Raw genomic sequence first — 13,364 nt, 5'->3', positions numbered from 1 at the left:
TCGTCGTAGCAAGCGGGTGAACGAGTCCCTCTCGATCGTCGCCGTCTAATCCGAACTATTCTGCAGCTCAAGTTGCTCCTGAGCCGCGCGCCACAGAGGCGTTGCCTTATCCAGCACACGGTGCCCTCGGCGGGTAAGTTCCATCAGGCGACGCCGCCGGTCTGCAGACGAACGTTCCGTACGCACTAGGCCGGCAGTCTGCAGACTAAGCACTATCCGCGCCATCGTTCTCTGTTCTACTTCCAGTCGTTGCGAAAGCTCAGCTAACGTCCCGCGGCCTAACTCCTTCAATGCGGTCATGGCAAGAAACTGGGTGATGCGAATCCCGGCTGGCTCGAGGCAAGCGTCGTAGATCCGGGAAACGCGTCTGGCGACTTTCACCAGGCTGAGGCCGCAGCGATCCTCACTAGCGGGCGATGCGCCAATTCCTCCCGCGGATCTTTTGCGACCCATGTGCTCACCCCTGGCGTAACCTGAAGCGCAGCTCATGAGCCGCGATGGCTAACCGCTAATTTGATCGAGCGCTTTGCGGATTCCCTCGCCGTAAGCCGGATCCGCCTTCGCGCAGTTCGAAATATGCCGTTCCTGCACGGCCACTCCCGTGCCTCTCAGCTGCCGCGCGGTATTCTCGAAAAGCAAGCGTTGCTGAGCCGCGTCCATAAGTCTGAACAGATCGCCAGGCTGCCGGTAATGATCATCGTCAATCCGGTGGTCCCAGTGCGCTGCGTTGCCATCGATCTGCAATGCAGCCTCGGCCAACGCCGGCTGGTCCTTCCACTCACCGTGGCTATTGGGGAAATAGGTTGGGGTGCGGCCAAGATTTCCGTCCGTCCTCATTGCACCGTCCCGATGGTAGCTATGGAAAGGACACTTGGGCGAATTAACCGGGATGTGGTTGAAGTTCACCCCGAGGCGGTACCGCTGCGTGTCGCCGTACGAGAACAGACGCGCCTGCAGCATCTTGTCTGGCGAGAACCCAATACCCGGGATGATGTTTGCGGGTGAAAACGCCGCTTGTTCAACTTCGGCGAAGAAATTCTCCGGGTTCTGATTCAGTTCGAAGTATCCGACCTCGAGTAGCGGAAAGTCCGCTTTCGGCCAAACCTTCGTCAAATCGAACGGATTGTAGGGAAACGAGCGCGCTTGCGCTTCGGTCATGACCTGTATGAACAGCGTCCAGCGCGGAAACTCGCCGCGCTCGATACTTTCGAAGAGATCCCGCCCGTGGGTCTCGCGATCGTTCCCGACAAGACGGGCCGCCTCTTCGTCAGGAAGGTTCTGGATGCCCTGCTGGGTTCGAAAGTGAAACTTCACCCAGTGTCGGACGCCGTTGGCGTCGATCAAGCTGAACGTATGGCTACCAAAGCCGTGCATATGACGATAGCTGCGCGGGATACCCCGATCACTCATCACAATTGTGACTTGGTGAAGCGCCTCCGGCAGCAAGGACCAAAAATCCCAGTTGTTATGAGCGCTTCGAAGTCCGGTGCGCGGGTCACGCTTGATGGCGTGGTTCAGATCGGGAAAACGCAGAGGATCGCGGAAGAAGAATACTGGCGTGTTGTTGCCGACGATGTCCCAGTTTCCTTCCTCGGTGTAGAATTTCAGCGCAAAACCGCGAATGTCGCGCTCGGCGTCGGCCGCACCACGCTCGCCGGCAACGGTTGAAAACCGCGCGAACATCGGCGTCCGCTTGCCAACTTTCTCAAAAATCTTCGCTTTGGTGAAATGTGTGATGTCGTGGGTGACCATGAAGACGCCATGTGCGCCCGATCCCTTTGCATGCATTCGGCGTTCTGGAATCACTTCGCGATCAAAATGAGCGAGTTTCTCGATTAGCCATATGTCTTGCAGCAAAGCGGGGCCTCTTGGCCCAGCCGTTTGAATGTTGACGTTGTCTACAACGGGCGCTCACATGCGCGCGCCGTTGCTGGGGACCATCTCGGCGATCACACCTTTCAACCACCCGCTGAACATGGTGAGCCACAAGGTCGCGCCGGCGATCGCCACCAACAACCGGATCGTATTGAAGCCCACTGAACTGACACCGCTCACCGCCCTCGCATTGGCCGACGTTCTCTACGAAGCGGGATTGCCGCCGGAAATGCTCTCGATCGTGACCGGCAGTCCCCATTCGATGGGGGATGCCATGATCACCGATCCGGATGCCGATCTGATCACTTTCACCGGCTCCGTCCGTGTCGGCAAGCATATCGCTGCGACCGCCGGCTACAAGCGCCTCGTACTCGAACTCGGCGGCAACGATCCGCTGATCGTCATGGAAGATGCCGACCTTGAAAAGGCGGCGGAACTGGCGGTGTTGGGTGCCACAAAAAATTCAGGACAGCGCTGCACCGCAGTCAAACGCATTCTTTGTGTGGAAGCGGTAGCTGACGCATTTTCAGAACTTGTGCTGAAAAAGGCGAAGACGCTCAAGTGCGGTGATCCGATAGATCCGACCGTCGACATCGGCACGGTGATCCATGAGAAAGCTGCCATGGAGTTTGAGCGCCGTGTGAATGACGCGGTCAAGGACGGTGCGCGGTTGCTGCACGGCAACGACAGAAAGGGCGCGCTATATCCGCCAACGGTGGTCGATCACATTCCCTACACCAGCGAACTGGTGATGCAGGAAACATTTGGCCCGGTAATTCCGATCATTCGAGTCCCCAATGACATCGAGAGCGTGATCCGGATTTCCAACTCCACGGCGTTCGGTCTGTCGTCAGGCGTTTGCACCAACCGCCTCGACTACATCACGCGGTTCGTCAACGAACTCGATGTCGGCACCGTGAACGTCTGGGAAGTTCCCGGATATCGCATCGAGATGTCGCCTTTCGGCGGCATCAAGGATTCTGGCCTTGGATACAAGGAAGGCGTGCAGGAAGCGATGAAGAGTTTCACGAACGTGAAAACCTACTCGCTCCCGTGGTCCGCCTGACGACGTCGCCAGGATCGGTCCGGCGCAAACGACGCACTCAATCGCATGACTCGGGAACGGCTCCAAAGAAGGGCCGTCCGATATCCGGGATTAACACAGGGAGGCTTCAATGTCCGTTATGCAAAGCCCAGCGAGCATAGGCTCCATAGGGGCGACAAATCCAGAATTGGCGACCAGCTTTCGGCGAGCGCAGTGGCGCATGTTGCTGGCCGCCATGTTCTGCTATTTGTTTTTCTACACCGGCCGGCAAACGTTTGGCTTTGCCATCCCGGGAATCCAGGCCGAGTTTGGCGTGAGCAAGGCGGCGCTGGGATGGGCCAGCGCTGCGCTCTTGTGGTGCTACGCCATCGGTCAGGCCATCAATGGCAACCTTGGCGATAAATTCGGCGGCCGCCGAGTGATGAGCGCCGGCGCTATCCTGTCCTTTGTCATGAACTGGGCTACCAGCTTTTCGACAGGCATCGTCAGCCTGACGGCGTTCTGGGGAATCAATGGATATTTCCAGGCGATGGGATGGGCGCCGGGCAGCCGCCTTCTATCGAACTGGTGGGGGCGTCACGAGCGCGGCAAAGTGTACGGCATGTACACGTTTGCAGCCGGACTCGCTTCGGTCCTCTCGTTCGTCACGTCACTGGTTGTTGTCGGTTACTTCCATCTCGACTGGCGCTGGATCTTCCGAATTCCCGTCGTGCTTTTGCTGGTCGGCGGAATTGCGTTCTATCTGATCGCTCGCGAGAAGCCGGAGGATATGGGTTTTGCATCGCCTCATGAAGATGCGGTGGACGAAGCTGCCACGGCCAACGTCGATGATTCTGAAAGTTCGCTGTCCAGATACAAGGCGGTTCTGTCTAACTGGCGGCTGCTGGTTGCCGGTCTTGCCATCGGGTTTCAGAATGCCGCGAGATATGGGCTTCTGGTTTGGGTGCCGGTCCATTTTCTTGGCGCCAACTGGACCAAGGCAGCAGCGGAAACGGCTGTCATCGACCCCCGATGGATCAGCATCGCGCTTCCTGTCGGAATGGCCTTCGGCGCTTTCACCAATGGGTGGGTTTCGGACAAGTTCTTCAATTCGCGCCGTTCGTCCGCGATCGTGCTCTACATGGTTCTGGCTGCGATTACGGCGCTTTACATGTACACAATTCCCACTACGGCGGTGTATCAGGGATTGGCAGTCCTCTTTCTGTGCGGCTTCTTCGTTTATGGTCCTCAGTCGTCATTCTGGGCTTTGTGCCCCGATCTGGTAGGGCACAAGCGGGCCGGAACAGCAACTGGCATCATGAATTTCTGCGCGTATCTGTTCGCCGGGTTGGGCGAGCCGATCATCGGGCATTTCATGGACACGCGAGGTGAAACGTCGGTTGTTTTTCTGATCGTCTCGATGTGTGCCGCTGCAAGCGCCACGGTGGCAAGCTTTATTCGTCGATAAGTGTTGGCTTATATGGAGAAAGGCCCGCCAACGGCGGGCTTTTTTATTGAGAAGCACCAGCGTTCGCCGAAGGTGATAATGATGTTTTGGCCACGCAACGGTACGTTGATCGAGGATATATTCCTCACGATCCCAATTTTCCTCCGACGCGGGCCGCCGATAGCCCAAGCGGTCCGGCGGTAAAACGACTGCGGCCGCTGAATGAGGCAGCGAACGGGCTGCATGTGCGGCCGCGCAATTGGGCCCTCGAAGCGCACGATATCTTAATTCCGACCCCGCCGCTTGTGCATTCATAATAAGAACTTACCATGTTGGTGACCATTTTTGCGATGAGGCAGGCGGTCGAAATCCAAGGCATAATTTGGCTTTTGATCGAGATTTTTCGGGTATTCCTTGATCGGAAAGTTAGACATTCCAGAACGGCTTGACTAATTCTAAAAAAGAACTGTAGCTTCCAAAAAAACAAATGTCCCGCAGTGCCGAACGCGCTTCAGCGACTTTAGGGACAACAGCATTGGGTGGAACGATATGAACGCTCGGGCGCGCCGTCGGCGGCAGTGCTCGTGACCATCAGCTCAATGTAGTTTCGCGCGGACGAAGCATCGCTGAGGAAAGCGAAGAGGTTCGCGAGCACGGATGCGGCCCGCCGGCCCGCAATCATTCAGTGAATAATCCGGAGACCATCGTGGATATCGAGAACCTTCACTACTACGAGCCGTCACAAGGGCACGGGCTGAGGCACAATCCGTTCAACGCGATCATTGCACCGCGCCCGATTGGCTGGATTTCGTCGTTGAGCAGTCAAGGGCAGCTCAACCTGGCTCCCTACAGCTTCTTCAATGCCTTCAACTACGATCCGCCGATCCTTGGCTTTGCATCGATCTCCTGGAAGGACAGCGTCAAGAACGTCTCGGACACCGGCGAGTTCGTGTGGAATCTCGTGACGAAGGAGCTTGGCGATCAAATGAACAAGACGTCGGCGCCGGTCCCCCATGGCGTGAGTGAGTTTGACGTTGCCGGACTGACCACAGCGCCCAGCCGTCACGTCAAGGTGCCGCGCGTTCGGGAAAGCCGCGCTGCAATGGAATGCAAGGTGACCGAGATCGTCAAATTCAAGAACTGGAAGGGCGAAGCGGTCGAAGGGTGGCTCGTTCTCGGTGAGGTGGTCGCGGTCTACATCGACAAGGCGCTCATCAAGGACGGCGTTTATCAAACGGCGCTTGCAAACCCGATCCTGCGAGCGGGGCGGGGCGGGGACTATGTGGAAGTCACTGAGGATCGGATGTTCGAGATGGGGCGGCCGCCGGGAAGCAGCAAGCCGGAATTCCACGGATCGTGATGCCGCCGTCTTTGCTCGTCGAATTTGAACGTCTTTGTTTCTAAACGGGAGTTATCCTGATGCACTTCAATCTTTTCGGACGCGCGGCGAAAGGACTGGCGTTGGCAGCACTTGTTGCGTGCTCAAGCTCTGCCGCAATGGCCCAAAACTATCCCACAAGGCCCATCACCATCAAAGTGGCATTCCCTGCCGGCGGCCCGTCTGATGCGTCAATTCGCGCGGCCAATATCGTTCTTCAGCGCAATCTCGGTCAGTCGCTGATTTCCGAGAACGTCCCTGGCGCCACAGGTTCGATCAGCGCAATGGCCGTGCTTAACGCCCAACCGGACGGCTATACGCTGCTTGGAACCACCGGTTCGGATTTCGTGGTCGCGCCGTTCACGATCGCCTCTGCGAAGTATAAACCTGACAGCTTCAAGCTGCTGGGCGTGACCGGCGTTTCGGACTTCATTCTCGTGTCAAATACGAATTACTCGTTCAAGAATATCGATGAACTCATCGACTATGCCCAGAAGCCGGGGAACAAGCAGTTGACACTCGGGCACTGGGGCAAGGGCTCGACGGCTCATATCGTTGGCGCCGACTTTCAGGCCCGAAGCAAAGCCACATTCCTGGAGGTTCCTTATAAAGGTTCGGCGCCCGCGCTTTCCGACATCACGGGCGGGCATCTCGATCTGACCTTCGCACTCCTGAGCGGACCGACCCTGGAGCTGATCCAGTCTGGCAAGGTGAAAGCGATTGCGATCGCCAGCAGCAAGAGAAGTGACGTTCTTCCGGATGTGCCGACAATCAGCGAAAGCGCGAAGGTCGGCAAATTCGAATACAGCATCTGGTCGGCGCTGTTTGCTCCGCCCAATACACCGGAGCCGATCGTTACCCGTCTGTCTGAGGCGATGGGTGAGTGGGCGACAAGCCCGGAAAACGCCGCACGGATCAAGCTCAACGGCTCGCGTGCCATGGAGCCCATGAGCCCGGCCCAGGCGGCGGCTTTCTTCAAGAGCGAGCAGGAGAAATTCAGCGGGATAGCTCGCTCGCTCAATCTCGAATTGCAATAAGCTTTTCAGCTTGCGCATTTAAGCGAGCATGAAACTTGTTTGCTCAACCGGCCAGCCGGATGTCTGCGGCTGGCCGCGATTACAAAACAGCGATGCGGGCCACGCTCTAGCGCCTATTTTGTAACGAGCTTGCATGCGCCGCACGGCTGATCAAATTCCAGCCGGCAGCGTTGACCTGCCGGAGCATCGGCCCCGGCTGGATCGGCATTTAGCTCTTTGACCCGCCGCTAAAAGGATTATTCTGAGCGGGCTGGGTGGAATAGAGTCTGTGTGTTGGCGAACCCTTTTCCCGGAGAAGAGGAGACCGCATGACGATCTACATTTCTCAAGGTCGCTACACGACCGCGGCCATCAAGGGGATGTCTGCAAGGCCGGAGGACCGCTCGGAGGCGGTTGCGGATCTATTCGCTGCCGCCGGTGCGCGGCTGATCAGCTGGTATCTGACGCTGGGTCCCTACGACTGGCTGATCATAGCGGAAGCTCCGGATGAGCCCACGATGATTTCGGCAGTGCTTGCCGCCGCGGCCGGCGGAAGCCTCTCGGACATAACCACGACAGTTGCGCTCACGGCGAGCGATACCGCGAAAGCCTTCCAGCGGGCAGGCGAGTTGACTCAGAAATTCAGATCGGCGGGCCGAGCCGATTACTATGGCGTAGGGATCGACTCCGCCAGCGACATTCAGTGAGGCATGAACACGCGGCATCCGGGAGCTGCGCTGGCCGCTGCCTGCCCCTCTGCGATCGACAGCAAGCTACATGACTGCGAACTTTCGGGTTTTTGCATCCGCGAGCCGCTGGATTTGGCTGATCTGGCGCTAGAACCCACAGCAATTATGTCGCGGTGCAGCAAATGAACCGCCTCGCTTCTTCGTTGTATTTGGTGCATTCTATCTTGGAACTCGCGTTTGAACGGGGTTTGGGATGGGAAACGTCGGCGAGAACTACGTTCGGTTGGTCGGAGGCGATCTTGTGTCGTCCGTCATTACCGATACGCCGAGCATGCGGATCGAAGTGCTTCGCAGAGAAACGGTTGGGCGCATGCATTGGCATTTTCGCCAGCCGGAGCTGTCGCTGTTCTGGTTCGGCAAGGGAGCCGAACGCCTGAGAGCCACGATTGACGGGCGGCCGGTGGAGCGCTGGTTTCCCGGCAAGTCGAAGCTCGCGATTTTTCCCGCCGCCATCGAGATCGAAGGCGAGTGGAATGTCGGGCCGACCCTCGACTATACGGTGGTGTTCCTGAACCCGGCTTTCGTGGGTGAGCGCCTTCAAAATGCAATCACGAATCCCACAGTGGCTTTTGAGCACGACGGATTGACCCGCGGCCTCGCCGAACTCTGCCGTGAGGCAGCCTCGCCGGATAACGTTTTCAACCTCATGGCGGAGGGATGGTCGATTCAGGCGCTGGCCCACATTTCCCGGGTCAGCGAAAGAAGTCAGCAGGCGCCCAGCGAGTTGCGGGGCGGTTTGCCTGGCCGCAGTCTCCGGCGCCTCGAGGAATACGTTCGAGAGAATCTGACCCAGCCGATCTGTCTTGCGGAACTTTCGGAGATCGCGGGGCTGAGCAAGCGGCATTTCCTGCGGGCGTTTCAGGAGAGCGTCGGCACGACGCCCTATAACTACGTTCTTTCGCGCCGGATCGATGAAGCGAAGCGGCGGCTGTCGGATACGGAAGACAGCATCGTCGATGTCGCCCTCGCGACGGGTTTCAGCCACGCCCAGCATTTCTCGACAAGTTTCAAGAAAGCGACCGGTGTGACGCCATCCGCGTTCCGTCAGCGCTGTCTGTCGTAGGCAACAACCCTCTCTGACACGCGCTGGCCGGCTTTCCGGACTAAATGGCGTTTTTCCGGAAGTCCTGGCGCTATCCTGCAAGTCAGGATCAGCCTCGCGATCTAACACTATCCCACAAAAATCCACGCAGACTGCGGCCGCTCGGCCGTGGCCAAGCGGGAGTTTCGGGGCGGAACGCCCGGCATAGGGAGAGCGGGATGGCTATTTTCAACGGATACACGCGCATTGGTGTGGCAGCGGCGATAAGTCTTGCGGCATCGGCCAGCGTGACGGCGTACGCGCAGGAGAAGACGCCGATCAAGATCGGGCTGATGCTGCCGTATAAGGGCGTCTATGCGCCTCTTGCAGTGAATATTGACCAAGGCTTCCAGATCGCGCTCGAGGAATACGGCAACAAGTCCGCCGGGAGGCCCATCGAGATCATCCGCGCCGACGACGAACTGACGCCGAGTGTCGGGGTCCAGAAATTCAACAAGTTCGTGCAATCCGACAAGGTCGATCTGGTCGCCGGAGTCGTCGGCTCCAATGTCGGTATCGCGGTCTCCGAACTGGCGGACAAGAACAAGATGCCGATGGTGTTCGCCAACGCATTCGCCGACGAAATCACCGGCAAGTTTTGCAGCCCATACATCGCCCGCACGTCTTTCAGCGCCAACGGATTCGAATATGCTTCCGGAAAGTACTGGGCAAGCAAGGGCGTGAAGACCGCCGTCACGATGGGCCCCGATTACTCCGCGGGGCGTGCATTCATCGGCGGATTCAAGCGCGGCTTTGAGGACAACGGCGGCAAGGTTATCGAGGAAATCTGGACCCCCTTCCAGAAGACCAAGGATTACAGTGCCGCGCTGACGCAGGCTTCGAACTCCGGCGCGCAGATTATTTACGCCTTCTATGCGGGCGCGGAGGCAATCCAGGTCGTCAAGCAGCACGCCGATTTCGGACTGCGGACCAAGATCCCCCTGATTGGCGATCACTGGGTTTATGACGAAGCGCTTTGGCCGGCCCTGGGTGATCTGGCTCTAAATGCGCAGCACGTTGCCACGCATTATCCGGGTATTCCCACCGAAGCGAACCAGAAGTTCGTGAAGGCCTATACCGCAAAGTACAAGCAGGAACCCGACGTCAGCGCCGAGCTTGGCTATGACAATGGCAAGGCGATCATGCTGACACTTGAGAAGCTCGGCGGCCAGATGCCGGAAGATCGCGCCAAGTTCATCTCCACGATGCGCGACCTGACGTTCGACGCTCCGCGTGGAAAGATCAAGTTCAATGCGCAGAACAGCGCGTTGCTCGAGAAGGTCTACGTGATCGAGATCGTCAAGGGACCCGACGGCAAGATGCAGCGTAAATCGCTGGATCAGTTCCCAGGAGCGGGCGATCTGCCGGGTTGCACGAAATCGTTCTGATCCGAGGCGAGCTTCGCTTTCAGCGGAGCTCGCCTCCCTCGAATTTGTGTGAAACATGCAGCTCTTTCTGATTCAGCTTCTCAATGGCGTGCAACTGAGCATGCTGGTGTTCCTGCTCGCGGTCGGCCTTACGCTGATTTTCGGGCTGATGAACATTCTCAATCTGGCCCATGGCGCCTTCTTCACGATGGGGGCCTATTTCGGATTGGTTGTCGCTAACAAGACAGGCTCGTTCTGGCTTGCGCTGCTGATAGGTCCGCTGCTGCCGTTCGTGGCAGGCTTCGTGCTGCAACTCTTCGTTCTGCAACCGCTGGCTCAGCGCGGACGCTCGACGCATCTGGATCTCGCCTTGCTAACGTTTGGCCTGCTGTTCGCAACCGCGGGTGCCGTCGAATACATCTACGGATCGGCATTTCACAGCATTGTCACGCCCGATTTCCTCAAAGGCCGTGTTGCCTTGCTGGGCATCGAATATCCGCTCTATCGGCTTTTCATCATCGCGGTTGGCATTGCCATCGCTGTCGCGCTTGTCCTGTTAATTGACCGTACGCTGATCGGTGCCACGCTGCGGGCCGGTGTCGACAACCGTGAGATGGTCACCGCGCTCGGCATCAACATCAATGTTCTGTTTGCGCTGGTGTTCGGATTCGGTTCCGCTCTCGCCGGCTTTGCGGGTGTCGTCGCCGCACCGGTCATGAGCATCTACTCCAACATGGGTATCGGAATCGTCGTAACGACGTTCGTGGTCGTGGTGGTGGGCGGTCTCGGCAATCTCAAGGGGTCGTTCTATGCGTCACTTATCGTGGGTATGACCGATACGTTTGCCCAGGCCTATCTTCCGGAGGCTGAGCTTTTTGCGATTTACGCGCTTCTGATCGCCGTGATGATCTTCCGTCCGCAGGGCCTTTTCGGCGCGGTTGGGAGGGTCGCATGAGCGCAGATGCCGTCCTCACGAGGGAGAAGGACGTCGGCGGTTTGAAGCGTCTGCCGCTTCCAAAGTCTCGCCGTGCTTTCGCTGTGTTGTTCGCCGCTTTTGCCGCCGGACTATGCGCGCTGCCGTCGTTTTCCTCCGGTTATATCATGACGCTGGCGGTCGAAGTCATGATTGCGGGTGTATTTGCGTCCGGCATCAATCTTCTGACCGGGTACACGGGCCTTGTGTCGCTCGGACAGGCGATGTTTCTCGGGTTCGGTGGATACGGCATCGCCATCGGAACGGTGCTGCTGGGGTGGCCGCTGTGGGTTTCTGCGCCGGTCACGCTGGTGGTGGTAGCCGTAATTGCCGCTGCCATTGGCGCAATCTGCACGCGGACGCGCGGCGTCGAGTTTCTTCTGATCACGCTGGCATTCTCCCAGATGTTTTATGGCGCGATGATCAAATTGCGGTGGACCAACGGCTCTGACGGCATGACGGGAATTCCGCGTCCCGATCTGTCATGGCTCGGCGTGAGCGGGGATAACCCGACCGTCTTCTACTACTACGTTCTCGCCGTTGCAGTTCTGGCGCTGCTGATGCTGTGGCGGATCGTGACGTCGCCTTTCGGCAGCATCCTGGTCGGCATTCGTGAAAACGAGCGCCGCATGATGTCGATGGGATACGCGGTTGCGAACTACAAGATCGGATCGTTCGCGCTGGCCGCGGTGATTTGCGCGGTCGCGGGTATTTTGCAGTCGCAATACACCTATTTCGTCAATCCCGATGCGATGAGCTGGCAAATGAGCGGCGAGGGCGTGCTGATGGTCATCATCGGCGGTGCCAATGTCATTCTCGGGCCTTTCGTAGGCGCGGCAGTGTTCGTCGTCGTCAAACAGGCGCTGAGCATGATCACCGAAGAGTACAATTTGTTCTTCGGCATCTTCTTCATGCTCGTGGTTGCGTTTTTCCGCGGCGGCGTTCTCGGCGCCATCACCACGCTGATCGGAAAACGGCGATGAGCGCCCTCGAAATCAGGAATTTGCGCAAGGCCTTCGGCGGGCTTCAGGTCATCAGCGACCTCGATCTGAAGGTGCCGTCGGGCCAGCGTCATGCAGTGATTGGGCCGAATGGCGCCGGCAAGACCACGCTGTTCAACATCATTACGGGATGGCAGCCGCCGACCAGCGGCGAAATTCTCATTCATGGCGTCCCTGTGCAGCAGGGGCGGCCCGACCTCGTCACGCGGGGCGGTCTATCGCGCTCATTCCAGAAAAACATGCTGCTTGAGAGCGTCACCGTTCTTGAGAACCTGCGCGTTGCCTGCCAGGCGTTCGATGCGTCCCGGCACTCGATATTCCGGTCATGCGGGTCGTTCTCGGACGTCGTTCGCAAGGCACACCTCGCCGCCGAGCAGATGCATCTGGACACCGTGCTGCATCGGAATGTGAACGAACTATCCTACGGACAGAAGCGTCAGCTCGAAGTGGCGATCGCGCTTTGTGCGGAGCCGAAGATTCTGCTGATGGACGAGCCGGCAGCCGGAACGTCGCCGGATGAGCGCACCAGTCTGATCAAGCTGATCAACGGCCTGTCATCCGAGTTGACCATTGTGCTTGTCGAGCACGACATGGATGTCGTGTTTGCGATCTGTGATGTCATTACGGTGCTGAGTTACGGCAAGGTGCTCGCAACAGGAACGAAGGACGAAATTCAGTCCAATCCTCAGGTGATCGAAGCATATCTGGGGCAGCACCATGCTTAAAGTGCAGCATCTTCACACCTATTACGGCGAAAGCCACATCCTGCAGGGTGTCGATCTCTCCGTGACGACCGCGCAGTGCGTGGCAGTGCTCGGCCGGAACGGCGCGGGCAAGACGACAACGCTGCGCTCGATACTCGGGTTGACGCCCGCGCGGCGCGGCCTCGTGGAGTTCAATGGCATCGACATCACAAGGCTGCCGACCCATAAGATTGTGAGATCCGGCATTGCTTTCGTGCCGGAGGATCGCGGCATCTTCCCGACGGTAACCGTCGAAGAGCATCTTGCTATTGCCTACGGTGCGTCGAAACACCGGCCGAAGCGTAGGCCGGTGGAATACGTGTTCGAGATATTTCCACGCCTCGCCGAACGGCGCAGGAGTCTTGGAGGGCAACTCTCCGGCGGCGAGCAGCAGATGCTGGCGATCGGACGGGCGCTGGTGGCCGGGCCGGATCTGATGATCCTCGATGAGCCGAGCGAAGGTCTGGCGCCGGTGATTATCGAGAAACTCGCGGCCGTGCTCCAGGATGTGAAAGCATCCGGCACGCCAATTCTGCTGGTCGAACAGAACTATCACCTCGCCACCCAACTGGCTGACCATGTTTACGTGCTCAGTCAGGGCCGGGTTCAATTCTCCGGCGACACGCAATCGCTGATCGCAAATGACGATGTCAGGCGAACGTATCTAAGCGTGTGACGTCGGCAATGCGGCAGCCCGGATGAAATGAAAC

At 58.3% G+C, this 13,364-nt stretch carries 11 protein-coding genes and 2 pseudogenes; 11 read left to right on the top strand and 2 right to left on the bottom strand.

What is annotated here, in order from left to right:
• Positions 1-45: 45 nt before the first annotated feature.
• Both AC1RM7_RS18075 and AC1RM7_RS18070 read right to left on the bottom strand, forming a co-directional pair.
• Positions 46-453: a MarR family winged helix-turn-helix transcriptional regulator gene (locus AC1RM7_RS18075; RefSeq protein WP_492943903.1), complete on the bottom strand. Its 408-nt coding sequence runs from the start codon at positions 451-453 to the stop codon at positions 46-48.
• Between the two features lie 48 nt (positions 454-501).
• Positions 502-1,911: pseudogene (locus tag AC1RM7_RS18070) on the bottom strand (catalase); the annotation flags it as partial.
• Positions 1,912-1,915: 4 nt separating this feature from the next.
• Here AC1RM7_RS18070 and AC1RM7_RS18065 point away from each other — a divergent pair.
• The 11 genes and pseudogenes from AC1RM7_RS18065 to AC1RM7_RS18015 form a co-directional block, all read left to right on the top strand.
• A pseudogene (locus AC1RM7_RS18065) lies at positions 1,916-2,941 on the top strand (aldehyde dehydrogenase family protein); the annotation flags it as partial.
• A gap of 199 nt (positions 2,942-3,140) precedes the next feature.
• Complete coding sequence (locus tag AC1RM7_RS18060; RefSeq protein WP_492838988.1) at positions 3,141-4,367, top strand: MFS transporter; 1,227 nt, start codon at positions 3,141-3,143, stop codon at positions 4,365-4,367.
• Positions 4,368-5,058: 691 nt separating this feature from the next.
• Positions 5,059-5,706 (top strand): flavin reductase family protein, encoded by a 648-nt coding sequence (locus tag AC1RM7_RS18055; RefSeq protein ID WP_430648565.1) that lies wholly within the window; start codon positions 5,059-5,061, stop codon positions 5,704-5,706.
• A gap of 59 nt (positions 5,707-5,765) precedes the next feature.
• Positions 5,766-6,761, top strand: coding sequence for a tripartite tricarboxylate transporter substrate binding protein (locus AC1RM7_RS18050; protein WP_006019367.1), 996 nt, complete (start codon positions 5,766-5,768; stop codon positions 6,759-6,761).
• 308 nt (positions 6,762-7,069) lie between these two features.
• Entirely contained in the window at positions 7,070-7,447 is a 378-nt protein-coding gene (locus AC1RM7_RS18045; protein ID WP_492838990.1) for a GYD domain-containing protein, read from the top strand.
• Positions 7,448-7,682: 235 nt separating this feature from the next.
• A complete protein-coding gene (locus AC1RM7_RS18040; protein WP_492838992.1) occupies positions 7,683-8,552 on the top strand; it encodes a helix-turn-helix domain-containing protein in 870 nt (289 codons plus the stop codon).
• A gap of 197 nt (positions 8,553-8,749) precedes the next feature.
• The gene (locus tag AC1RM7_RS18035; RefSeq protein WP_492838994.1) at positions 8,750-9,958 is read left to right on the top strand and encodes an ABC transporter substrate-binding protein; all 1,209 of its coding nucleotides are present in this window, start codon (positions 8,750-8,752) and stop codon (positions 9,956-9,958) included.
• Between the two features lie 55 nt (positions 9,959-10,013).
• Positions 10,014-10,892: a branched-chain amino acid ABC transporter permease gene (locus tag AC1RM7_RS18030; RefSeq protein ID WP_111835298.1), complete on the top strand. Its 879-nt coding sequence runs from the start codon at positions 10,014-10,016 to the stop codon at positions 10,890-10,892.
• Positions 10,889-11,893 (top strand): branched-chain amino acid ABC transporter permease, encoded by a 1,005-nt coding sequence (locus tag AC1RM7_RS18025; protein ID WP_492838997.1) that lies wholly within the window; start codon positions 10,889-10,891, stop codon positions 11,891-11,893. Before AC1RM7_RS18030 ends, AC1RM7_RS18025 begins: the two co-directional genes overlap by 4 nt.
• Complete coding sequence (locus tag AC1RM7_RS18020; RefSeq protein ID WP_111835277.1) at positions 11,890-12,636, top strand: ABC transporter ATP-binding protein; 747 nt, start codon at positions 11,890-11,892, stop codon at positions 12,634-12,636. Before AC1RM7_RS18025 ends, AC1RM7_RS18020 begins: the two co-directional genes overlap by 4 nt.
• Positions 12,629-13,330, top strand: coding sequence for an ABC transporter ATP-binding protein (locus tag AC1RM7_RS18015; RefSeq protein ID WP_006019374.1), 702 nt, complete (start codon positions 12,629-12,631; stop codon positions 13,328-13,330). The genes AC1RM7_RS18020 and AC1RM7_RS18015 overlap by 8 nt, the downstream gene beginning before the upstream one ends.
• Positions 13,331-13,364 lie beyond the last annotated feature (34 nt).

This window comes from Afipia sp. GW822-FHT03D08 (genome assembly GCF_058801645.1).
This window is presented reverse-complemented; position numbering and strand designations above follow the sequence as displayed.

Coding starts and splice junctions, on each gene's coding strand:
- AC1RM7_RS18075 (WP_492943903.1), bottom strand. CDS start 453: ATGGGTCGCAAAAGATCCGCGGGAGGAATTGGCGCATCGCCCGCTAGT.
- AC1RM7_RS18060 (WP_492838988.1), top strand. CDS start 3,141: ATGTTGCTGGCCGCCATGTTCTGCTATTTGTTTTTCTACACCGGCCGG.
- AC1RM7_RS18050 (WP_006019367.1), top strand. CDS start 5,766: ATGCACTTCAATCTTTTCGGACGCGCGGCGAAAGGACTGGCGTTGGCA.
- AC1RM7_RS18045 (WP_492838990.1), top strand. CDS start 7,070: ATGACGATCTACATTTCTCAAGGTCGCTACACGACCGCGGCCATCAAG.
- AC1RM7_RS18040 (WP_492838992.1), top strand. CDS start 7,683: ATGGGAAACGTCGGCGAGAACTACGTTCGGTTGGTCGGAGGCGATCTT.
- AC1RM7_RS18035 (WP_492838994.1), top strand. CDS start 8,750: ATGGCTATTTTCAACGGATACACGCGCATTGGTGTGGCAGCGGCGATA.
- AC1RM7_RS18030 (WP_111835298.1), top strand. CDS start 10,014: ATGCAGCTCTTTCTGATTCAGCTTCTCAATGGCGTGCAACTGAGCATG.
- AC1RM7_RS18025 (WP_492838997.1), top strand. CDS start 10,889: ATGAGCGCAGATGCCGTCCTCACGAGGGAGAAGGACGTCGGCGGTTTG.
- AC1RM7_RS18020 (WP_111835277.1), top strand. CDS start 11,890: ATGAGCGCCCTCGAAATCAGGAATTTGCGCAAGGCCTTCGGCGGGCTT.
- AC1RM7_RS18015 (WP_006019374.1), top strand. CDS start 12,629: ATGCTTAAAGTGCAGCATCTTCACACCTATTACGGCGAAAGCCACATC.